This window comes from Arsukibacterium sp. UBA5043, assembly GCA_002415085.1.
In the GTDB taxonomy this organism is placed as follows: Bacteria; Pseudomonadota; Gammaproteobacteria; order Enterobacterales; family Alteromonadaceae; genus Alishewanella.
This window is the reverse complement of the sequence record DIBV01000006.1, coordinates 300,975-323,693: the sequence shown is the minus strand read 5'-3', so window position 1 is coordinate 323,693 and position 22,719 is coordinate 300,975. Positions and strand designations below refer to the sequence as shown.

24 protein-coding genes are annotated in these 22,719 nt (G+C 48.0%); 7 read left to right on the top strand and 17 right to left on the bottom strand.

The window, feature by feature from the left end; all coding sequences use genetic code 11:
• The first annotated feature begins 23 nt into the window (after window positions 1-23).
• Window positions 24-992 carry a metal-dependent hydrolase gene (locus B2Q61_RS08065; RefSeq protein ID WP_290618897.1) on the top strand — a complete coding sequence of 323 codons (969 nt, stop codon included), beginning with the start codon at window positions 24-26 and terminating at the stop codon, window positions 990-992.
• 26 nt (window positions 993-1,018) lie between these two features.
• On the opposite strand, the gene B2Q61_RS08060 is transcribed toward B2Q61_RS08065, so the two are convergent.
• Both B2Q61_RS08060 and B2Q61_RS08055 read right to left on the bottom strand, forming a co-directional pair.
• Window positions 1,019-2,275, bottom strand: coding sequence for an ABC transporter permease (locus tag B2Q61_RS08060; RefSeq protein ID WP_290618899.1), 1,257 nt, complete (start codon window positions 2,273-2,275; stop codon window positions 1,019-1,021).
• Window positions 2,266-2,979, bottom strand: a complete 714-nt coding sequence (locus tag B2Q61_RS08055; RefSeq protein ID WP_290618901.1) for an ABC transporter ATP-binding protein — start codon at window positions 2,977-2,979, stop codon at window positions 2,266-2,268. The genes B2Q61_RS08060 and B2Q61_RS08055 overlap by 10 nt, the downstream gene beginning before the upstream one ends.
• Before the next feature lie 57 nt (window positions 2,980-3,036).
• On the opposite strand from B2Q61_RS08055, the gene B2Q61_RS08050 reads away from it, so the two are divergent.
• Entirely contained in the window at window positions 3,037-3,582 is a 546-nt protein-coding gene (locus B2Q61_RS08050) for a DUF3299 domain-containing protein (RefSeq protein ID WP_290618903.1), read from the top strand.
• A 128-nt stretch (window positions 3,583-3,710) separates the two neighbouring features.
• Here B2Q61_RS08050 and B2Q61_RS08045 read toward each other — a convergent pair whose 3' ends face one another.
• On the bottom strand, window positions 3,711-4,334 hold the full coding sequence (locus tag B2Q61_RS08045; protein ID WP_290618905.1) for a ZrgA family zinc uptake protein: 624 nt from the start codon (window positions 4,332-4,334) through the stop codon (window positions 3,711-3,713).
• Window positions 4,335-4,492: 158 nt separating this feature from the next.
• Between B2Q61_RS08045 and B2Q61_RS08040 the strand changes: the two genes are divergently transcribed.
• The 3 genes from B2Q61_RS08040 to B2Q61_RS08030 are packed head-to-tail and all read left to right on the top strand — an operon-like array spanning window position 4,493 to window position 8,917.
• Entirely contained in the window at window positions 4,493-6,019 is a 1,527-nt protein-coding gene (locus B2Q61_RS08040) for a cryptochrome/photolyase family protein (protein ID WP_290618907.1), read from the top strand.
• On the top strand, window positions 6,016-7,401 hold the full coding sequence (locus B2Q61_RS08035; RefSeq protein WP_290618909.1) for a DASH family cryptochrome: 1,386 nt from the start codon (window positions 6,016-6,018) through the stop codon (window positions 7,399-7,401). Before B2Q61_RS08040 ends, B2Q61_RS08035 begins: the two co-directional genes overlap by 4 nt.
• Before the next feature lie 4 nt (window positions 7,402-7,405).
• Window positions 7,406-8,917, top strand: a complete 1,512-nt coding sequence (locus B2Q61_RS08030; protein ID WP_290618911.1) for a cryptochrome/deoxyribodipyrimidine photo-lyase family protein — start codon at window positions 7,406-7,408, stop codon at window positions 8,915-8,917.
• On the opposite strand, the gene B2Q61_RS08025 is transcribed toward B2Q61_RS08030, so the two are convergent.
• From B2Q61_RS08025 to glnB, 3 genes are read right to left on the bottom strand one after another with little or no spacing between them, the layout of a single operon-like run.
• A complete protein-coding gene (locus B2Q61_RS08025; protein WP_290618913.1) occupies window positions 8,918-9,823 on the bottom strand; it encodes a M28 family peptidase in 906 nt (301 codons plus the stop codon).
• Window positions 9,823-10,998 carry a tetratricopeptide repeat protein gene (locus B2Q61_RS08020; RefSeq protein WP_290618915.1) on the bottom strand — a complete coding sequence of 392 codons (1,176 nt, stop codon included), beginning with the start codon at window positions 10,996-10,998 and terminating at the stop codon, window positions 9,823-9,825. Before B2Q61_RS08020 ends, B2Q61_RS08025 begins: the two co-directional genes overlap by 1 nt.
• Before the next feature lie 31 nt (window positions 10,999-11,029).
• Entirely contained in the window at window positions 11,030-11,368 is a 339-nt protein-coding gene (gene glnB / locus B2Q61_RS08015; protein ID WP_290613161.1) for a nitrogen regulatory protein P-II, read from the bottom strand.
• 146 nt (window positions 11,369-11,514) lie between these two features.
• Here glnB and nadE point away from each other — a divergent pair, with 146 nt between their 5' ends.
• Window positions 11,515-12,345, top strand: coding sequence for an ammonia-dependent NAD(+) synthetase (nadE, locus tag B2Q61_RS08010; RefSeq protein ID WP_290618917.1), 831 nt, complete (start codon window positions 11,515-11,517; stop codon window positions 12,343-12,345).
• Window positions 12,346-12,483: 138 nt separating this feature from the next.
• On the top strand, window positions 12,484-12,993 hold the full coding sequence (locus tag B2Q61_RS08005; RefSeq protein ID WP_290618919.1) for a GspH/FimT family pseudopilin: 510 nt from the start codon (window positions 12,484-12,486) through the stop codon (window positions 12,991-12,993).
• A 13-nt stretch (window positions 12,994-13,006) separates the two neighbouring features.
• On the opposite strand, the gene B2Q61_RS08000 is transcribed toward B2Q61_RS08005, so the two are convergent.
• The 11 genes from B2Q61_RS08000 to B2Q61_RS07950 form a co-directional block, all read right to left on the bottom strand.
• Complete coding sequence (locus tag B2Q61_RS08000; RefSeq protein WP_290618921.1) at window positions 13,007-13,417, bottom strand: type IV pilin protein; 411 nt, start codon at window positions 13,415-13,417, stop codon at window positions 13,007-13,009.
• Complete coding sequence (locus B2Q61_RS07995) at window positions 13,417-14,595, bottom strand: hypothetical protein (protein WP_290618923.1); 1,179 nt, start codon at window positions 14,593-14,595, stop codon at window positions 13,417-13,419. The genes B2Q61_RS08000 and B2Q61_RS07995 overlap by 1 nt, the downstream gene beginning before the upstream one ends.
• Complete coding sequence (locus B2Q61_RS07990) at window positions 14,585-14,968, bottom strand: hypothetical protein (RefSeq protein WP_290618925.1); 384 nt, start codon at window positions 14,966-14,968, stop codon at window positions 14,585-14,587. The genes B2Q61_RS07995 and B2Q61_RS07990 overlap by 11 nt, the downstream gene beginning before the upstream one ends.
• Window positions 14,969-15,060: 92 nt before the next feature.
• Complete coding sequence (locus B2Q61_RS07985) at window positions 15,061-16,011, bottom strand: PilW family protein (protein ID WP_290618927.1); 951 nt, start codon at window positions 16,009-16,011, stop codon at window positions 15,061-15,063.
• A gap of 2 nt (window positions 16,012-16,013) precedes the next feature.
• Window positions 16,014-16,511: a hypothetical protein gene (locus B2Q61_RS07980; RefSeq protein ID WP_290618929.1), complete on the bottom strand. Its 498-nt coding sequence runs from the start codon at window positions 16,509-16,511 to the stop codon at window positions 16,014-16,016.
• Between the two features lie 78 nt (window positions 16,512-16,589).
• Window positions 16,590-17,012: a type IV pilin protein gene (locus B2Q61_RS07975; protein WP_290618931.1), complete on the bottom strand. Its 423-nt coding sequence runs from the start codon at window positions 17,010-17,012 to the stop codon at window positions 16,590-16,592.
• On the bottom strand, window positions 17,012-20,155 hold the full coding sequence (locus B2Q61_RS07970; protein WP_290618933.1) for a pilus assembly protein: 3,144 nt from the start codon (window positions 20,153-20,155) through the stop codon (window positions 17,012-17,014). Before B2Q61_RS07970 ends, B2Q61_RS07975 begins: the two co-directional genes overlap by 1 nt.
• A gap of 19 nt (window positions 20,156-20,174) precedes the next feature.
• Entirely contained in the window at window positions 20,175-20,687 is a 513-nt protein-coding gene (locus tag B2Q61_RS07965; protein WP_290618934.1) for a pilus assembly PilX family protein, read from the bottom strand.
• Between the two features lie 4 nt (window positions 20,688-20,691).
• On the bottom strand, window positions 20,692-21,627 hold the full coding sequence (locus B2Q61_RS07960) for a PilW family protein (RefSeq protein ID WP_290618936.1): 936 nt from the start codon (window positions 21,625-21,627) through the stop codon (window positions 20,692-20,694).
• A complete protein-coding gene (gene pilV / locus B2Q61_RS07955) occupies window positions 21,624-22,034 on the bottom strand; it encodes a type IV pilus modification protein PilV (protein ID WP_290618938.1) in 411 nt (136 codons plus the stop codon). The genes B2Q61_RS07960 and pilV overlap by 4 nt, the downstream gene beginning before the upstream one ends.
• A gap of 10 nt (window positions 22,035-22,044) precedes the next feature.
• Window positions 22,045-22,647 carry a GspH/FimT family pseudopilin gene (locus tag B2Q61_RS07950; protein WP_290618940.1) on the bottom strand — a complete coding sequence of 201 codons (603 nt, stop codon included), beginning with the start codon at window positions 22,645-22,647 and terminating at the stop codon, window positions 22,045-22,047.
• Window positions 22,648-22,719: the final 72 nt, after the last annotated feature.

Here is a 22,719-nt window from a genome sequence, read left to right as displayed (position 1 = left end):
TCATTGATTAACAGATAGTCACTATGGACTCATTAAGTCAGATATGTTTAGGTGCCGGCGTTGCCACACTGGTTATGGGGCAAAAAGTCCCGCTAAAGCAAGCGTTAATATGGGGTGCGGTAGCGGGTACACTACCAGACTTGGATGTACTGTTCGGCGCTGGCGACGCGATCGATAAGATGGTTAGCCACCGTGGTAACTCTCACGCTCTGCTTTATCTGGCTTTACTAAGCCCATTTCTTGCCTGGCTGATTTCAGCTATCCACCGCCAGTCTTCGCTGTTTTTGCGCTGGTGGCTGGCCATCAGCCTGGTACTGATTACTCACCCATTGCTGGATGTGATGACCATATATGGCACCCGGCTGGGTTTACCCTTTACCGATACCCCATTTGGTATCGGCAGCATTTTTATTATTGATCCCCTGTATACCTTACCGCTGTTAATTGCGTTAATAGTAGCGCTATTCAGGCCTGCATGGTGCAGTTTGGCTGCGGCATGCGGCCTGGGGCTATCTTCACTCTATTTAGTCTGGAGTTTCAGCGCCCAGCAATGGATAACGGTAAGAGTTAACGCACAACTTCCCTCACCGGCAGCAAAAGCGGTACTGGTTACGCCCACCCCCTTGAATACCCTGCTATGGCGGATACTTATCATGACTGAGCAAGGATATTACGAAGGTTTTTATAATGTGCTTGACCAAGATGCAGCCATTGACTATCAGTTCTTTTCTCAGGATAGCGATTTACGCCAGCAGTATGCCGATCACCCGGATATTGCTCGTATTGCCTCTTTTAGCCATGGCTTTTATAGCTTAACGCGCCAGCAGAATAAACTTATTCTGACCGACTTAAGAATGGGCCTGCGCCAGAATTATGCTTTTAATTTTGAAGTGACGCCTGATGCCAATGCTGCGCCACAGGCGCTTCCCAGAGCTTATGATATGGCTGTTACATTGCGTTGGCTGCAGCAAAAGTTGGCAGCAGCCGATTAATGCTGCTGCCATTTTCAGCTGGTGTTTTACAACCGGATTGCCAAGCCGTCACTTAGCGCCCGCTTGTATGCGGTAAACGCCGGAATACATGCCAGCAGGGCACTGACAGCCAGCACAGCCACCGCCCAGTACAGGCTTTGCAGGCTAAACGGATTAATATTAATAAACAGGCCGTAACGGCTGGCCAGGATATCCTGTAAGCCCCACAAAGCTACCAGCAACGTGATTGCCGCTGCCAGCAATGCAAAAGCAGTAAGGAGTAGTACCTCAAGCTGAATAAGCACAAACAAATACCAGGGATGAGCACCAACCGCCCGTAGCACGGCCATTTCCCGCTGTCGCTCTTTCATTGAAGCCAGGAGCGTGGTCATCATGCCCACTAAACCAGCAATCAGCACCAGCAAGGTAATTAATAACAGCAGGTTTTCAACCATTGCCAGCATTTGCCATAATTCAGCCAGGGCAACGCCTGGCAATATCGCCGATAATGCTTCGCCTTTAAATTCGTTTATCTGGCGCTGCACCACGAAGGTGGCCATCCGGGATTCTAATCCGACCATAAAGGCAGTAATGGCTTTTGGTGTTAAATCTTGCTGTACCGCTTGTTCCGCGCTCATTCTACGCCCTGGCACCGGCGCCCCTTGCTGCCAGTCGATATGAATAGCCTCTATGCCTTCCAAGCTCACATGAACGGTTTGATCCAGCGGGGTGCCGGTGGCGGCAAGAATACCCGTCACCGTAAACGGTTTGTCCTTGTGTTCACTGAAACTGACCGCGCCCACACCGTGAGCCAGGGTTATTTCATCGCCAACCTTATAACCAAGCTTGCTGGCAACCTCAGCACCTAATACTGTCTCGTACACGTCGTTGAATTGTTGGCCTTTGCTAAACTGCAATTTCTGCTCGTTTGCGTAACGATAGTGTACAAAGTAATCGGTATTAGTACCCAGCACCCGGTAGCCGCGATGTGAGTCGCCAAGGGCGATTGGGATAGTCCAGCTAATTTGTGGGTGTTTACTAATCCGCTGATATGTCGCCCAGTTCACGTTGGCGGTGGCGTTGCCAATTCGAAATACCGAATACAATAGCAAATTAAGCTGACCGGACCGTGCGCCGACGATTAAATCGGTACCGGAGATGGTACTGGTAAAACTTTGCCGCGCTTCTTTTCGTAAATGATCGATGCCAAACAGTAATACCAGGCTTATCGTTAACGAAAACAAGGTCATTATCGCTGTGCCACGGCGATTCCACAGGCTTTGCCGGGCAAGTTTTAATAACATGGCTGTACTCCCTTCGCCAGATGTTGCATATCAAGTTGCATATCGAAATAACGACGTAATCCGGGGTCATGGCTGACAAATATCACCGTGGTGCGGCAGGCATTAGCCTGTTCCAGCAATATCTGCATAAAGCTATCCCGGTTGTCGGCATCAAGAGCAGAGGTAGGTTCATCGGCAATTAGCAGTGCGGGCCGGGTTAGCAAAGCACGGGCAATGGCAACCCGCTGCTGCTGACCAACACTTAACGCTGCAGCTTGCTGATGATTGAGCTCTGGTTCAAGCCCCAGACTTTGCAGCAGCACTTTTGCCCGTTGTTCACTTTCATGTTTATCACTGCCAGCAAAATGCGCACTTAACAAGACATTGTCCAGCACCGACAAATAAGAAATAAGATTAAGTTGCTGAAACACGACGCCGATATGACGAGCCCGCAGCGTATCCCGTTTTGCCGCTGAAACAGTGCTAAAAGGCGCGCCATTTAGCCTGATATCGCCTTGTCGGGGTGAAATAATACCGGCCAGTAAATTAAGCAATGTCGTTTTGCCACTACCCGAAGCACCTTTAATAAATAAATGCTGCCCTGGCAGCAACGACAGTTCTGGCAAACTCAGCTGCCAGCCCGCGCGCTGGTAATAAAACACCACATTTTTGAGCTCAATAGCAGGAATTTTCGGCTTGTCGGTCACAGGTTTAATCCCGGTCATGTTATGATTACTCCATTAATTGGCGTCTATTATGCAAAATTAAGAGGGTAAGCTCCAATGCTTAACAAGTTATCTGTTACGTTATCTATGGTATTGGTCGCAAGCTTTAGCATGTTGCTAAGTGCCAGCGAAGTGAAAACAATCGAATGGACCGATTTAATGCCGGAAGAAGATTTAGCGGCATTACAAGCCATGCCTGAAGTTCAGCATGATTACAGTCAGCCATCGCCGTTTGATGATAACTATAATGGAGACGACCCGGCTGCAGGTGCATGGGAACAGATCCTGCAATCAGCCAAGGTAAAAGAAGAATACAATAATACCAAAGTCCGTATTCCGGGTTTTATTGTCCCGCTGGAGTTTGACAGCGAGCAAAATGTTACCAGTTTTTTTCTGGTACCCTACTTTGGCGCTTGTATTCATGTGCCACCACCACCACCCAATCAGATTATTTACGTCAGCGGCGCAAAAAACCTGAAGGCCGATATGATTTATTCGCCATTCTGGATTAGTGGTACCATTACCACCCAGCCAATGAGCCATGATTTAGCCAATGCGGCCTATAGTTTAAAAGCAGATTCGGTGGAAGAGTATACCTACTGACGAGTTAGCGATTGCCCAAGAGTACAAGCCCCCGCGACCATCTGGCGTAACGGGGGCTTTTTACATCGGCTGCAGTACCCCTAAAAGAAACCTGTCATTACCGCAAAAATCTGAAGCTCAAACCGACTTTAAAAACTGACGGTATTATTTACTAAACTTAATTCAGTCGCGCCCTGCTGGCCATTAATGACCCATTGCACTGATATGGTTTCGACTGTTGGCACCAGCTTAAACAAGCCAACTGTCAATTCATTAAATCGCGCCGGTTGCTGACAAATTAAACTGATGTTGGCGTAAAAGTCGCTATGTTTGCTGCTCACCTCAGCGGTTAAATCGGTGTTGGCATCGGCGTCTCCAACATCACAGCCGGCTTGGGGATTCACACTAAACCAGTTCCCCTGGCGCAATATATCCAGAGCAGCTGCGATTTCCTGGCGCTGCTCTGCATTATTTGGTGCATGTTCAAAGCCAACAATGTTGTAAGCCGCAGATTGCAGGGCCACCATCGCCTCGTTGCCCTCTACTACGATGGTAAGAGTGGCCTGACCATGAACATGCATCCCAGGACTGCTGAAATCGTCGTCGTGCTGATGTTGCTGCTCATGCTCATGCTGGTGCTGGTGCTCTTGTTGGTGATCATGCTGTTTATTCGGTGGTTGAGCCAGCGCTAATGATGGTGCTAATAACGCGCCGCCCAGGGCTATGGCCTGCAACCAGCAGCTTGTTGCTGTGTTAAAACGAAAAAATGCCATCTGTCAGATCCTTGCTCTTTCTCAGTGTTGTTATCATACCTGCTTGCTAATCCAACGCAATATGTTGCCGCCCCCTGCTAGTAGCTTCACAGTAAAATTGCTGATCTGGCTGCGGCAGCCAGGCGTAAGATTGGCTATTATTCTCAAGAGTCAGGATTATGGCCAAGCTTATCGTTATCCTCGCAGACCAGCTTAGTCCGGCACTGCCCTCGCTGCGTGAAGCAAAAGGTGACGACGTTATTTTACTAGCTGAAGTAAAACAGGAAGCCAGCTACGTTAAACACCACAAGCACAAAATTATTTTGCTGTTTAGCGCGATGCGGCATTTTGCTGAAGTGTTACGCCAGCAAGACCGGAATGTTATTTATGTAGATTATCAACAAGGTTGCAGCTCGCTAACGTCCGCGGTTGAGCATGTCCTGAAACAGCAGTCGCAACTTAGTGGCATTATGTTGACGAAATGTGGTGAGTATCGCCTGCAACAGGAAATTAATGGCTGGCAGCAGGCTTTCGATGTGCCGGTCGATATGTTAGAAGATGACCGCTTTTTGTGCAGTACCAGTATGTTTGCCAAGTGGGCAGATGGGCGCAAGCAACTTCGAATGGAATACTTCTATCGCGAGATGCGCCGCTACACCGGTCTGTTACTCGACTCAAAACAACAACCTCTGGGTGGCCAGTGGAACTTTGACAAAGCCAATCGGAAGAGCCCTCCAGCAGACCTGGAAGCCGTTGCCCCTTTACAATTTGAACCTGATCAGATCACTGCTGATGTGATAACCCTGGTGCGGCAGAACTTTGCAGATAATCCGGGCTCAGCTGATAACTTCTGCTACGCTGTTACCGGTAAGCAAGCCAGAGAAGCCTTTAAGCACTTTATTGAAATGCAGCTGGCTAAATTTGGCGACTATCAGGATGCCATGGTGCTGGACCAGCCTTTCCTGTTTCATAGCATTTGTTCTATTTACTTAAATTGCGGCTTGCTTGATGTGCGCTGGATGTGTCAGAAAGTTGAGGCGGCGTATCAGGAGGATAAGGTCGCGATAAATGCGGCTGAAGGATTTATCCGGCAATTGATTGGCTGGCGCGAATACGTCCGTGGCTTATATTGGTTGCTGATGCCAGAGTATAAACAACGCAACTTTTTAGAGGCTAAACGCCCTTTACCCGGTTTTTACTGGCATGGTAAAACCAAAATGCGCTGCATGCAGCAAGCCGTCAGCCATACCATGACTCACGCTTACTCCCACCATATTCAACGACTGATGATAACCGGTAATTTCGCGCTGCTCAGCGGTCTTGATGTTGATGAAGTGACAGATTGGTATCTGGCGGTGTACGCCGATGCGTATGAGTGGGTAGAGTTGCCCAACACATTGGGCATGGCATTGTTTGCCGATGAAGGCGTGCTTGCCTCAAAACCCTATGCCGCCAGTGGTGCCTACATTAACCGGATGAGTAACTACTGTCAGCATTGCCACTACAAGGTAAAAGAAAGCACTGGCGAGGATGCGTGTCCGTTTAATTCACTTTACTGGGACTTTCTGGCCAGAAACGAACAAAAACTTGGCGGTAATGCCCGCATGCAATTAGCCTACAAAAACTGGTACAACAAAACAGCAGATCAACAACAGGCATTGCGCGATAAAGCAGAAGAATACCTGATACATCTGGAGCAACTGTGACCTGCCTGGTTTTGCTGGATAAAGCACTGCGGATCCATGACAACCCCTTGTTATGTCAGGCAGGCAAGGCTGATAGCAGCCAGCTTTTAGTTGCGGTTGTTTGCCTTGATAAAGCGGCTTATTTTGGCCATCAGTACGGTGTAGCGCGTGCCAGCTTGTTGCGACTGCAACAACAGTTGCAACTGATCGCAGATAGCAAACAGGCACTGGCTAAATTAAACATTGGCTTAGTGACCTTATTTGGTGATCCGCTAGCAGAGTTAACGGCGCTGGCCCAAGCACTTAATGTCAGGCAAATTCTTACTGCAACTCCGGTTGGCTATACCGAGCAACAGCTCGTTAAGCAATTAGCACAGCGCTTTGAGGTGATTACCAACGATATAAACAGTTTACTCGGTAGCCCCTCACTTGCACCGGAATTATGTAAATTGCCGGATAGCTTTAGTCAGTTTCGCAAGCAGCGTGAACCCCTACTACTGGTTGAATCTGCACTTCCAGAGTTTACACCGCTGCCGGATCAGCAATGGCTGACACCCGCACAGACCGCTCCATTTTGTGAGAACTTCAGCCAGTTAGCGCCATTCAGTCAACCCGAAAGCCTTGCGGGTAGCGGCGAACAACAGGCATTGGCCCGGCTTGATGATTTTATCTGGCAAAAACAGGCTATCCGTCATTATAAAACCAGCCGCAATGGCTTGCTGGGGGATTATTACGCCAGCAAGTTTTCAGCAGCACTGGCTGCGGGCAGTTTATCTGTGCGATTTTGCTGGCAGCAGATCTTACAATTTGAGCAACAGCACCTGGCAAATGATTCTACCTACTGGCTTAAATTCGAATTATTGTGGCGCGAGTTTTTCCGCTGGCAGTTTCGTAAATATGGTAAGGCCTGGTTTAGCAAAAGCGCGATAAAAGGCCCACCAGATTTCAGCACGCCTGCTCTTACCGCACTGCAGCAAAACACATTTAATCACTGGTGCGCCGGACAAACGGGCGTCCCCTTTATTGATGCCAATATGCGATTGCTCAACACCACAGGTTTAATGAGTAATCGTGGCCGGCAGAACGTCGCCAGCTACCTGATCCATGATCTTAAGCTAGATTGGCGCCTCGGCGCAGCCTATTTTGAACAGCGTCTGCTCGATTATGATGTTGCCAGCAACTGGGGCAACTGGGCCTATATCGCTGGCAGCGGCAATAGCGGGGAACGCCAGTTTAATGCTATTAAGCAGGCGCTTAACTATGATGCAAACGGTGACTTTGTCCGTACCATGTTGCCGGAGCTTTCGGCGCCAGGCAGGATGATCCATCAGCCCGGCCCGGGAGTCAGCGTACCAGCTCACTGGCAGTACTGGCTGTCGAAACTGACCGCTAGCAAAACCTGAGCAAATGACCAGTCTGGTATGGTTTAAGCGGGATTTACGGCTGCAGGATCATCAGCCCTTATGGCATGCAGTCAAAGAAGGCGCAGTATTGCCAGTCTACATTGTTGAACCCGATTACTGGCAGCAACCGGATACCTCACTACGTCACTGGCAGTATATTGCGCCGGCCCTGCAGCAGCTCAACCAGCAACTGACGGCGCTTGGTCAGCCACTATTAGTGGTAAAAGGTGCTGCCACTGTGGTGTTGCGCCAACTTTGCCAGCAGTTTGCGATACAAGGTGTATTCAGCCATGAAGAAACCGGTAATTTATGGACATACCAGCGTGATTTGGCCGTTGGCAGATTGCTGCAGAGCTTGCATATCCCCTGGCATCAGTATCGCCAGTTTGCGGTATTTCGCAAATTAGTAAACCGGGACAATTGGTTTGAACTGGCAGACAACTGGCTTAAATCGCCCGTATGTCCAACACCTGAAACGCTGCCCTGGCTTACCGCAACCCACGACAACATCATGTCACTCCCGATGCATCGTGGCAAAGATTTACCCGCAATCAGCTCATTGCAGAAAGCGGCAGACGTCCACAATACGTTTAACTACTTTATTACTACTCGCAGCCGTTACTACCGACAGCATATTTCATCGCCGGCTAAAGCAGAACGCAGCGGTTCCCGTTTAAGCCCGGCTATTAGTTATGGCCAGTTAAGTATGCGCCAGTTGCAGCAACAGAGTCTGCAGGCCCTGAAACACCAAACCGAGCCGCGGCAGAAACAAGGGTTGCACGCTTTTTTTAGCCGTTTACGCTGGCATTGTCACTTTATGCAAAAACTGGAAGATGAACCAGCGATTGAGTTTTTTAATATGCATCGCGGTTTTGATGGCATGCGCGAGGCTGAATTTAACCCGGCCTTGTTCAAGGCCTGGCAAAACGGTCAAACCGGCTACCCGTTAATTGACGCCGCCATGCGTTGCCTGCTGGCAACCGGCTGGTTGCATTTTCGTGGTCGAGCCATGTTAGTAGCTTTTGCCAGTTATCATCTGTGGCTGCACTGGCGCCCCATCGCACTGCATTTAGCGCAATGTTTTGTTGATTACGAACCAGGTATTCATTACTCACAAATTCAGATGCAGGCGGGCACTACCGGGATTAATCCCAATCGCATGTATAATCCGGTAAAACAAAGCCAGCAAAAAGATGCCGATGGTCAATTTATCCGCCAGTGGCTGCCGGAACTGCGGCAATTACCAAACAGCTGGCTGCATACCCCCTGGTTACTGCCGCCATCACTGCAACAGCGTTATGGCTGTATTATTGATGTCACTTATCCGGCACCAATCGTCGATTTACAGCACGCGCAGCAACAAGCCAGAGCAAAATTAGGGTTGTGGCTTAACAAGCGGCAAAAAAACCAGTGGCAACAGCAAAAACTGGCAGTAGTGCAGCGCCACGCCAGTCGCAAGCGGCCTGCGGCTCGTACCACAGCGAAAAGCAGCAACCAACTTAGTTTTGACTGGTAGCTAGCTGGATTCGGGACGTAAAGCGGTGGGAGGTTGCAGCTCAATCCACTGCACGGTCTGCCAGATAGCCTGCATTGCCAATTGTACAAACTGGGGGTCAAGACGTTGCCAGGTATCATCAGGGGTATGATAGTAGCGGTGAACTTGTCCACCAAAGAATAAGTAAGGTATTCCCGCCCGATAAAAAGGACCGTGATCACTGGCATTTGGCCAGTCATAGCGCTGTCTGTCACGCAATTTACGTGCTGGACCACGATGATGCAGGAATTTCAGCGGCGTTAATTCGGGTTTCAGCTGTGCTATTAATGCCGGATAACGGTTGGCCCCGGTCAAATATAATTTCCCGCGCCGGTCTGGATGGGCAATCATATCCAGATTTACATTCAACACTATGTTGCTTAACGGTACCGGAGGCGAGTCAACAAATGCCTTAGCACCAAACAGGCCATTTTCTTCCGCATCTGTAGCAACCAGCAGATATGAGTATACCGGACAGTTGTCGCTGAGCCGGGCAGCCAGCTCCAACATCGCTGCTACCCCGGAGGCATTGTCATCGGCGCCATGAAATACCGTTCTCCCTTGCGTACCCAGGTGATCATAATGCGCTGTTACCACCACATAGTGCTCTGGGTAAGTGCAGCCCCGCAGGTAGCCTACCAGATTGACACCCGTTTTTTTTTGCTGAAAACCGTAGGTAAATGGCTGTTGATAAACCGCGTTAAATGCTCCTAGCTGCAACTTGGCATATCGATCTGCAATATAATTTCGGGCCCGTGCAGCTCCTGGCGAACCTGTCTCACGGCCCTGCATTTCGGTACTGCTGAGTGACTTAATATCGACCAATAATTGGGCCTGAACGCCAAACCCCCAGCATGCGACGATTAAGATAAGATTAAGCCGCATCATTACTGTGCTAACTGATACAATTTTAATGTTTCAAGTTTCGCATAATAGCGTTGTTGCACCTTATCAGACGGCGCCAGCTGTGAGGCTTGCTCTAATGTTTGATATGCCAGCACAAGCTGTTTATTTTTAAAATATGCCAGGGCAAGTTCTAATTGCAGCTTGTCGATGTAAGGTGCTTGCTGAACGGCTTTTTTAAAGTAGCTTACTGCGTCATGATGCCTGTACTGCGAGGATGCTGTTTTACCCAATACATACCATTGGTATGGATCGCGTTCATCCAGGGTTGTTAATTCTTGGAATAATGCCTCTGCTCCTTCCCGATCGCCGATGCTCTGTTTATATACGGCAAAATTGCTTATCAGTGCAATCTTATTATCTGCTACCGTAAGACCATATTGATAAAATTGCTCTGCTAACGCTGGGTAACTCAGCCGCCTGTGCAGTACCGCAGCCAGATTAATACTTGCACTGTAGGTTGGCGCATATTCGATCGCTTTACGGATGAGAACTAAGGCATGTTCGTATCGTTCTGCCAGCATTGCCTCGGCTGCAAGATTACGATAAAACATCGCAACAAAAGTATCATCTGAAATAACAGGGCCTGGTAGTCGACTGCCAAACTCAGGCAGATAATCAATAACCACTACCGACTGCCCTTTAAATGATGGATCTTCACCAGAAGACAACGCAGGATTATATAGAAGTGACCGGATATGATCTGACGCCAACATCACGTCATGATCAATACTATAGACAGGCGCAGAAACAATATTTTGAAATTTAACTTTGACTCCAGCCAGATCAGCTAATGCCTTGGTTAATACAGCCAAAGAGATACAGTTACCGCTATTAAGCGCGTAGGCTTCTGATGCTGTATGATTTTCACCCAGATAATTAAAGCCAGAAACTTTATTTTCGAGAAACCGGTAAAGTCGCTTATTTGCAGCAAGGTGTTGGCGTTCAGGCGAATGAAAATAAACCAGAAACTCAGCTTGCTGAGCTGCAGTCAGAGAAAAAATTTCGTGCAACGTTGGTACAGCTCCCTGTGCCGTTGCCAGTGGCAGAGAATAGGGAGGTTGAGGCTTTTCGTTAACCGGATATTGCACAGTACTGCATGCACTGAGCATTATGATAGCGGCTACCGCTATCATTTTCTGGCTTAAGAAAGTCGGCATAATTTTCCAAAGTTAATTAAGCATTAACATGTTATATCGCATCTTCATCCTCTTCACCAGTGCGGATCCGAACCACCCGTTCCACTTCAAACACGAATATTTTACCATCGCCAATCCGGCCGGTTTGTGCGGTTTTCATTATTGCTTCAACACAACGCTCAACCAGCTCATCACCAACAATAATTTCCAACTTAACCTTGGGTAGAAAATCAACCATATATTCTGCACCACGATACAGTTCGGTGTGACCTTTTTGCCGGCCAAAGCCTTTTACCTCAGTAACGGTCATGCCGGTGATTTTGATATCGGCCAGTGCCTCCCGTACATCGTCAAGTTTAAAAGGCTTAATAATAGCTTCAATTTTTTTCATTACGGATTCCAAAGCTTAGGGCCAGAAGTTAGCGCCAGTATAATACATGCATCCGCCGGCATCAGCTTTTTAGCAGCAATTAGTTGATCCTATTTCCCGCAGATACGTTAAGATATTGTGCTTTTTATAATGACAGGCTAAATAGAATGCAGGCAGAACACATTATTGCCCAAATGCGGGTTTTACCTGAAATAGATACACAAGTTGAGATCCAGCGCCGGGTTAAGTTTATAAAACAGCAATTGCGCAATGCCGGCATGACCAGTCTGATTCTAGGCATAAGTGGCGGAGTGGATTCTACTACCTGTGGCCGTCTGGCTCAGTTGGCCATCGACGAATTAAACCAAGAACATGGTGCTGGCTATCAGTTTATTGCGGTTCGTCTGCCCTACGGTACTCAACGTGATGAAGAAGAAGCCCAGTTGGCCATCAGCTTTATTAAGCCGAGCAAATCAATAAGCGTCGATATTAAAGCATCGGTTGATGCGATGCATCGGAGCACGCTGATAGCACTGGCTGATGCCAGCAACAGTGCGATAAGTGAAGCCAAAGCAGACTTTGCCAAAGGTAATGTTAAAGCCCGGTGCCGGATGATAGCGCAATATCACATTGCTGCACTGAATAACGGCCTGGTGCTGGGCACCGATCATTCAGCTGAAAACATTACTGGCTTTTATACCAAATGGGGTGACGGAGCCTGTGATTTAGCCCCGCTTTTTGGGTTAAGTAAACGGCAGGTTCGCGCCATCGCTGCCAAATTAGCTGCACCTGATATATTAGTGCGCAAAACGCCAACGGCCGATTTGGAATGTCTTGCACCGCAAAAAGCCGATGAAGCCGCGTTGGGCTTAACGTACGATCAAATTGATGATTTTCTTGAGGGAAAACATGTGGCACCTGAAGTGGCACAGCGTTTAATTAATATTTACCTCAAAACTCAGCATAAACGCGACCCTATACCGACCATCTATGATTAACGCATAGCCCCCGTAAATAACAGCCTTAAAAGCGGCCCTTAACACAGGGCCATTTTGCTGCCAGCACGCATTTAAAACATTTTTTAAATATATTTGCTACACTTTGCTTACCATTTCCCGTTTGCAAAGGGTGGATAAATGAATACCTTGTCAAAGCAATCAGGACTGACTCTGCTTGAATTAGTCCTTGGCCTGGCCATTATGGCTATTTTGCTGCAAATTGTGTTACCCACGATGGCAGAACTGATTAATAAACAGCGGGCAGGCAGCTATATGGCGCAATTTAGCCGTCATCTTGGGTTTGCCAGGATCCAGGCTGCGAACAGCCAGCAGCCGGTTAGGCTATGTCCATTGTCAGGGAGCGAATGTCAGAGCGACTGGCGCACTTACCCGCTGGTACTAAGCTTAATTAACCCGCACACTGATACAGAATTTGTGCTGCGGCAAATCCCGCCCGTTTTCAGCAAGCACCAGCTGAAATATAACCGCAGTCAATTACAATTCAGGCGGGATGGCAGCTTAAATGCATTAGAGAATGGCACCTTTTACTATTGCCCACAGCCAACGTTCAACTGGCATTACACGCTGGTGCTAAATCAGGCAGGGCGTAATCGTTTACTCTTTCATCGGGCGCCATGCCCTGACTAATTGGGAAAACTGACTAGTCCCAACAAAATAATGAAGAAGGCATACTACGATTACGCTGGCCGGTATGCTCGAGGGTAAAAACCAGACAATCATTATCCGCCCGCTGCGGCCCCTGTGCTGTTGCTTCAAGGGTATAGCTGCTGGCATCACTCAGCAGTACCTGTAACTGATAACGACCACTTGCGGTGATACCGTCTGGCGCCACCCCCAGTAAAGCAACATTATCGGTATAACGGCCGTGATCTGCTAACTGTCTTTCCTGAATATTAGCTGCGGTCAATAATAGTTTGCTCGCTTCAGCCCGATGGGTTTTTAACACATACTGCTGGTAAGACGGGTAAGCGATTGCACTTAATATGCCCACTATCGCCACCGCAACCATCAACTCAATTAACGTAAAGCCGTTGCGAAATATCGCGATCATCAGTGTGCTCCTGTTTCATGCCGATAGGTTGCCAATTTCAGCCAGCGTGGGTACTCGTCCAGTTTTAATTGCTCGGTACAGTTCGGGCACAGCGGCGAGATCATTTTTAAATCTGCCAGTACGTGTTGCTGCCCATCGCGACTGTCTAATACCAGCGCTGCGGTGCCGTCAGTTTGCCGCTGTAGTTTTAACTGCCCCTCGCCATTAAGCAGCCGAAAACGGCGTTGACTGTACACCAGACCAGCACTGTGCAGTTGCATGGCAACAACATCGTGGTCTGCGCTGTGCTCTGCGCACTCATCTGCAGTAAAATCGCTGGTAGCGACCGCACTATATATTACCCCGGCAACGACTTTTGGTGGTTGGGTAACCTGACCAGATAACCTGGTCCACCAGCCTGCACTAGCAACGATACTTAGCCATTGTTCGTTGCTAAGCCCCTCCTCCTGCTCGGTGTCAGTTAATACGGTACGGTCGACTAAATCGGCAAAGTGCACAGGTGTTGCTACCGGTACACCAGTTGGCAGGCGCAACGTAAACAAAGCATCTTCACCGGTAATAATATTTCTGGCGATAAGTAGTAATTTTTGGTGCCGACCTGCCAGCCCATCAGGACGCAATCCCAAGGGCAGGCTAACCTCTATTACACCTGCACTTGCTATAAACAACCAGTCGGGATGGCTTAAATTTGCCAACAAGCGCGTAGCTGTAAACCCTGTCGCGTTTACCCTGGTTAACCAAATCCGGCCAGTGATATCGGTAATGACAAGTTGATCTACCAGACCGTCGTAGTCACTATCCAACGGTTCGGGGCTGGCGTAAAAGGCGGCTGCGGCCCCGGTACCGTCGGCTAATGGCCAGCGGTACAATGATGCCAGGGCTATCGGACTATCCGATGAATACAATTCAAGCTGACCATCTCCATCTCGCTCGTTATGATGCAGAAATCGCTGCAAAGGTCCGGAACTGCTGCTACCTTCCAGTTCCAGCAAACGTGGTTCTGCCGGCGCCCGCCAGCATTCTGGCGTTGATGCCAGTGCACTGAAACAAAACACTACAGCAGCGAGCAAAGTCAGTACAACGATGGCCAATACCGGCGCAAGTTTGAGCCATTGCTGGATTTGCTCAGAGGTCTGTCTGCTGGCATCAGAGGACGTACTTAAACGGTTATTCTGCATCCAGCACCTCCCCGTCGACCACTTGCTGGCGTAGCAACATGCTGCTGTAACCTGCGGCAAACTTGTGATCATCCGATAATAAGTTGGTTGCCAGAGTCAATAGATCACATTGCACTAGCGACTCAGACCACACCGCATAACTGGCCGGGCAGCGGCTGACTAGGGTTAAATCTGCTTCGCTAACCGCACTGGTAGTATCAGTTACGGCACGCAGATGAAATGCCAGAGCCTGATGTTCAAACCGTAATTGCCGCTGCGCAGCCTGTGCCGATTTAGTACTCATCTGGCTGATGACTAAATTTGTACTGACAATTAACAGCATTACCAGCAGAAAGATTAGAGCGCTTATCAGCGCCATACCACTCTGTCGCATACAACCTCCCTGTTGTGGGTAGTCATTCTATGTGGATGAAATAACTGCTTGTCGTTTGTTAAGCTGATAATTGGCTCGCGTGGCAATTTCTTTTAAAATGCTGCGTTATTAAAATACACGCTACCCGCCAGTAACAGACGTCGGTAATGATCATCGGGCGCTTCAAACCGGCTGCTACCCATCTGATACGATTGCTGATTAAGGTAGCGCGGATCCGGTGCCGTGCTGCGCAATAAGATGTAAAACCGGATGCTGACAATCTTGCCTAACTGCTGCTGCCAGTGCTCCTTACTCATTAATACCGTCGGCAGCATATAATTTAAGCTGCCGTCAGCATCGGTATCAATGCCAAACTCAAAATGCAGGCGCTCTACCCCGTCGATAACTGAATCGGTTGCGATCCGGGCGCTACCAGCAGCGGAACGAACTAACCTTTTTCGCATCAATACCGGAATGATCTGTCCATCAACCCGCTGATTTTGAATATAAAAAACTAAGTGCTGATAAGGATAATAAACACTGTCAACGTCGATCCCCGCGCTGTCCTGGCTGACAAAACGGCTCTGCTGCCAGTGTGGTGTTATATAAAACCGATTTGGCCGCAATTCTGCCGCAGTTACAGCCAGGCCAATCGCTCTTTTAAGTTGTAGTATTTCGCTATCGACAGCTAGCGATGTCAGACAGTTGAGCTGACGCCCCGATGTCGCGACTTTGCCATACAAGCTGGTAAAAATCTGACCCTCTACCGGAAAACTGCCGCTATCCATATCATCTTCGACACAGTCAGGCGTCGGTGCCATTATCTCAACCGCCGCCTGGCTAATATCGCTCAGACTAACCCCACCCCAAAAGCCGGTATTTTGTAATTCGTTATGCAACAGATTAAGTGCCAACTGACCATTTTGTTGTAACTGCGCCAATTGCTGGGCTTGCCGTGACGACGCTGCCAGACTGGCAAAAATTTGCACGGTAAAACCCAGTAGTACTAACCCTAACAGCATGGCGATTAATAACTCTACCAACGAAAAACCACGAGGTAACATAATCAGGGGATCCGCGCGGTTAATGCCAGACCTGATCGGCCCGGACCAGCTTCGCAACTGAGCGTCGTGGCACCATTTGCATTAGCCCTTTGCTGCCAGCTGGCCTGTAACTGTAAGTTGTTATCAGCAAACTGGAGGCAGAACTGCGGTGAAAAGATAGGTGCCCCGGTCTCGGCTCGGAGCTGCCACAACTGCTGCCAGCGCGCCAACTGATAATCGCGCAACTCAGTGTCGTTGCAGGCAACCGCAGCAGAACAACCTGGTATCTCTGCCAGGCTATCAGCATTAAGTTCAAGGCTAAAATCAGGGGAATCGGTTATTACGGCGCCAAGCTCCTGCACTAAGGCAGCACTCAGCGCCACCGCGGTGGTTCGTTGCGTAGCATCTATAATATATTGTAAAGCAAGGGTTTGCCCGGCTAACACGCCAAGCAACCCCAGTTTAAGGATCAGTAAGGTGATTAAAACTTCCAGCAGACTAACGCCGTGTTGTAACCGCATATCCGTATGCCATAGTTAATTAATTTAACTATAAAGTTACAACATTATTTCAAAAGATCAAATTTTAACCAAAATAAATTACCAGCATTCCGCAACCGTGGCTGCAACGCTGGCATTACTTACCAGTTTCGTACCAGCCTGATCCATACCTAGCGTTGGACAGGCAGTATCATTTGCCTGTGGTCCTATTGCTGTTGCAGTAACGGTATAGGTTCGCTGTGCTTGCACGCTAGTGTAATCATATCGGTTGGCAGACTCCGTCATACATTGCAGGTTTGGCAAGGCAAAACCTACTGAATCATAGCGCATATTTTGGGTATAATTTCGCTCCATAAACTGCGCTAATTCCAATAGGCAGCTGGTTGCGGCTGAACGATGGCTGCGCAACACATAATTCTGATACGAAGGGTAAGCAATTGAGGCAAGAATGCCGACAATTGCTACCACAATCATTATCTCGATTAAGGTCATACCTTTTTGTTTAACATTATAAGACATCATTAGTTAATCAACTCCCGCCAAGAAAGTCTTCCGCGAAGAATCCCCACATTTACAGGGGTATTATTTAAACCGACAGTCGAATCAGGTGTAATCATTGTAGATTTGTCACCCTCAGTAAAGAATACCGGCTCTCCTGGCATACCATCAAATTTTACGCCGCTAGCAGCCGCACCATCAGGTAAGCCATCCGCGCCTTCAAACTTTTCATCACCAGATAAATCAAAGAAGTGATAATTCAAACGCGATCCTTTGAAAGGGTCAACTGCCATTATCCAACCGTCACCCTGAGGATTACACAGATCTGTATCCGGTATAATTGTATTCATCACTAAATTGCCACTAATAAATCTTGGTTTGGAGGTGATTCGCTCACGGGTGTCAACCAAATCCATTACCCAACCACGCTTGCCGTCCATGTCGTTACCTTCTACGTAGGGTAAACTACGGGCACTGCGGACCTCGCCAGTATCTGGATTAGTATAATCAACATTAGTCATAGTTCTTGATACCAGCTCGCTTCTGCTACTAATTCGTTCACCATCTTTAATACCATACCAGCTTTGCGTATCAGCATTGACACTATCGCCCGTCTCTATAAATTTACCGGTACCGAAAAATACCCAAAGCTCAGCGTTATCCGGATGGCTTTGCAGTGTCACACCTCCCGTAATAGGCTGCCGCTTTCCCGCAGTATCTTTAGCGACAAACAATGGTGCTCCACCATACGCGACTTGCCAGGAACTGGCAGACGTCGAGCTTAAATCAAATTTCCACACATTGCCGTTGATGTCAGCGGCAAATACCCAGTCTGTATTCCCGTTTTTATTCTGGTCCCAACCCTCTACCTGAGCCAAACCGACAGCATCACTGTCAGACGTTTCCAGCTTTCTTATTGGCAAACTTGCGCCTTGCTCCAAATCAACGACCAGCAAACCTGATTTGCCTGGGCTATTATTGTAGCCATACCCTACTAACACTGACCAGCGGCCATTATTCAGACGGGTGATAACAGGTTTGTGCGGCATAATCCCTAACTCAGGAACTTTAATATCCCATAGTACTTTTATTTCTGATGGATCTGTAATATCAAGTGCAAACATCCAGTCGCCACCACGGCCAAGTGTACCCACCAAGACAGTACGCCAGGCTCCACCAATAAACACATCTGCCACAATAGGAGAGCCATCCACATAAAACCGATGTTCATAATCAATGCTGGCAAAATCTGTCAGTCGGGATGTCTCAGTCAACATAGCCTGTGGCACATAGGCGAACGTCTCTTCGCCCGCGTCGGAAACAGTTGCATCAGCATTAAAAGAGTGCAACATACCATCATTTGCGCCTACAAATATCCTTGGCGCCCGCGTTTTAGTCGTTGTCAAAAACGATTGATAGCTACTGGCTTCAGGCCAGCTGTAGCGCTGATAATTTCTATTTTGTGACTCAGCAACGTAAACAGGTGATGAGTGAGCGATATCACCTAGCAATGAAGCTCTTTCACGAAACAGCGTTAACTCATTAACCCTTTCGCCCCGCAAATAATTTACGGTTTGCTCATTGTCTAATGCCGTTTTTTCAGCAGAATTCAACTCAGCCCATTCAAAGCTAAACTGCGCAGGATTAGCACCACTTCCCCGACTGGTTTCAATAACCCGGTCGCCCCAATCTGGAAAGTTAGCAGTCCATTGTACAGAGAAGTCTTCTACATCGACACCAACCAGTTCACCACTCCAGGTAGAAGTATTAAATGATGCTTGAAACACGCTATTGTCTTCTTGCAACGTCGTGGTGGTCGCGGCCAGATTTGACGCTGAAGCCACCCTGTTCACGATATTGCGTAAAGTATTCGTCAGTTCAGTGTTAAAGGTTTCCGGATCCCTGGCACTAAAAAAGCCTCCTCGACTGTTTACCCCCGCATGGAGCAAATCGTCTATTTTTCTTGGATTACTATCGGGCTTTGGCCAACGGCTATCATTAATTGGCCATTTTTTGGCATCATCAACATTAGTTATAGTACCATCAACTCCCAACCCTACCCCGTAGGTAACCATATGCTGCCAATTGGCCGGATCCAACGTACCACTCGGTACATTATTTTCTAAATCGGAGCGCAAGTCAGTTTTCCAGTAATGGTGCGCAATATCTGCCAGGGTATCACCATCACCATCGCCATCTGAGTCCCCAAAGCCGCGACTCTGGTTGGTATAAAAGCCGTCGGTCATCAACACAGTAAAATTCTGCCGGCATGACACCAGGCCACTACTGGTATTTTCCGGTTCAGCCCGGTAAGGTTCAGCCGTTTTATAATAATCACCGGCAGCCTGCAGGGTAGATTTAAGTGGCGTGCCAGATGTGGTATCGGGCCGACCATAAAGCCAAGTATAAAACTGATTTTTATTCGAGCCTTCAAATGCTCTGACCCCCCGTTCCACTTCTGGATTGCGGTTTAAACGGCCATAACCAACGCGCATTCTCTCAGGCAAGGTTTGGAAAGCTCTGCCAATACCAGCTTTAGACAACATTAAGCGTGAACGATAGTAAGAATACCAATTGGCAAAGTTCTGTTTAATGGCATCACTCTGCTCGTCGACAATATACCTCCGATAACATTCCTCATCATCTTCATCGTCATCATCATCACATAATGCCGGCTCATATAAATAGTAATCTGCAGCGCCTGCAGAGCCACAAAACGCATCGCTGCCACCATCCTGATATTGCCAGGTTGCTCTAAAACTCGTTTTCAAATTAACTATCGCGGACGACGAACTATAGCCGTTAGTTCGGGCAGCAGTGAAACTAGCATTTGCAAATGGGGTACCGTTAGCCTGCAGCGGTGCAACATAATTTACAGCTGGATCAAAATAGGCTTTGTTTATATGAGGCGATCGCCCCATTGCTCTATCTTCAACATCCGTTGAATTTCTGCAGATACCACTAATACTGTCTGGCATATAAGACCAGGCCATAGACCCTGAGTCATCCAGCATAAACAGAATATTGGGCGGCACATCACTACCTGTTTGCAATGGCACCTGAGGAATTGACAGCGTTGTCGCGGCATGAGCGCTTGATAAACCCATAAGCATACCCATGCTAAACATCAGCCAAGCATTTTTTGAGACGGTATTATATTTACTCATTTTAGAGTTCCTCATAACCTTACAAACGCCAGATGGTTTGCATCAAAACTTCCGGCGTGCCGGGTGTTACGATATTGCGGGCAGTAATACGAAAAGTAGGCGACAGACATTCAGGCTCAATAGTGGTCGAGCTGGCGCAATCAGGAGCGGTAGGTGACGGCCATTCACCCAGATATTCAATAAAATACTGGGCACTGTTTGCCATATCAGTATTAATTGCTGGCGCATCTCGCCACACCGTTAACGGATCTTGCCAACGGTCAACTGCGGCAACCACTGGCACATTATAGAACCAGGCGTTCGCGGGTATTTGAACTCTTGGATCAGGTAACTGTGCCGCCACCCAATTTTCCGCTGAACGCAAAGCTGCCTCAACTTGCTGCACAGCCAATTGCCGCTCATATAAATTAGCTGTCATGCGCTCTTGCAGCACAGAACGTTGCATGCTAGCAACTGACACCAACGTTATTACCAATAACAGCAATAACGCAACAACCAGTACTGCACCTTTTTGACGATAATAGTTTTTCATGGCGCTACCTCAATCTGTTACGCACAGAGGCAAAAAATTGAATGGTCCGCATCGCCAGCGGCAAATTAGCATTGGTATAGGCATTCGGATCCATGACAAGTATAACTTGGACACCAACAACATTGTTCATGACAACTGCAGGTGAAAATGCAACAGGACCAAATACAAATGGAACACTTCCATCCTGATAAGCAAAATTAAGGCTGGAAACACCGAACAATACTTCTTCGCGAACGACATTACCGCCAATAATAATTTCACGGTACAAAGAGTTTATAGCCGGATTATCAGCACTGGCAGCAACCAACCATAATGCTGATTCAAACCGCATCAACATAGCGCCACCCGGAAATACTCTGGGACGTGAGTCAGCACAAACCAACGGCGACTGAAAGCCCAAATCCTGAGAACAATTCAATGGTGCAGCGACGGCATGGCTTACAACATTTGGCGCTGTGGCCGCTACCTGGAAAATTGCAGCCAGTGTGTCATCGCATAACATAGCAATATCACCAGTTTGCAGTGTTGTATTTTCGTTTAAAGTTAGTAACGGCGGTACATGGTTAAGTACTGACGTTGTGTTACCTGAACCATACATTAAACGCAACGACTCGCTTACGCCATTAGTACCAACACCAAAACCTTCCAAACCTCTCGCATCTTCCCGCCATTGTGACCAGGCCGGTGCGCCGTTTATTACACTAACAACACGATTTGAGTTATTACAACCGGCAAAGCCAGCACTGCGAATATCCTGTGACATTAACTGGAAGGCTAAACGGGCGCTGCTTTGTAAAGATGCCAGCTCGTTATTCACCCTATTGGTAGTTTGGTTAGATAAAAATACGCCTATCACACCACCCAACAACACCAATCCCAGGACCAGAGCAATCATTAACTCTACCAAAGTAAAGCCCCGGTTCGCCTTGAACTGCATCATGGCCTTACCTCCATCACCACAACAGAGTTGGCATTAAGTCGCTCATCACTCCAGTCCATCGTTACGGTATAAACGCCGTCAGCCCACTCTACCAAGGCACATTCAGACGTTGCCTGTTTAACATCTTGCTGCCAGGCCGCGGTAACTGGAATGCCACCAACACCTTCGCAGGTACTCATTGCAAAAGCGCCGGTCCTGGCAACCGGACCTTCAGTTCGCATTACTTCAAATAAGGTCTCAGATAATATTACCGCCATTGCCCGTTCGTGCGCGGTATTGGTGCTTCTCAGACTTACTGATTGCAAACCAACAACACCCAGAATACCAATTGCTAAAACCAGCACGGCAATTAATACTTCAAGTAAACTGGTGCCTTGCTGTTTGGTGTAACCACTGATTTTCTTCATTTTCATATTCCTAAGGGGCTGGGCAGCCATCGTTTTGCTCGCCAATAACAGCTAATTGGCCACCTGAACGAATTCTAACATTCCGACTATTTGGGTTAATCGAAGACGTTGGGTGACATACACGCAACGTTGCCTGCAGTGGCAAACGAGCATCAGTTCTCAATAATCCTTGCGGTGTAATTCTTATTTGATCACCTGCATTTGTAAGTGTTTCACTACCGCGAATTACCAACTGCGCCGACTCCAGGGTTCCGGCTCGCATTGTACTCCCTGCTTCAATACCAGTAGGGTTTGCTGCTACACCAATCAACCAACCCTGCCACCCTGCAGTACCGGCAGCGCTGCAAGTACTACCATCATCGGAATGACAAAAGGTAATAACAGTATTGTTTTTTACTGCTTCAGTTTTGGCATATTCTATGGCAGCTAACAATTGATTCGCTTGTGCATTCAAACGGTTACTATTCACCAGACTGGCGAAACTCGGCACGGCCACAGTCAGCACTATGGCTAACACTGCTACTGTCACCATCAATTCAATCAGAGTGAAACCATACTGCAGGCCGCTTGGCGTAAGCGGGTTCTGTCTGTTATCTGCAACCACTAATGCCATAGTGTTTCCCATTTCTCTGTTATTTAATTCATTACAACTTTTTGATACCGTTACCCTAGCAAAAGCCGTTGT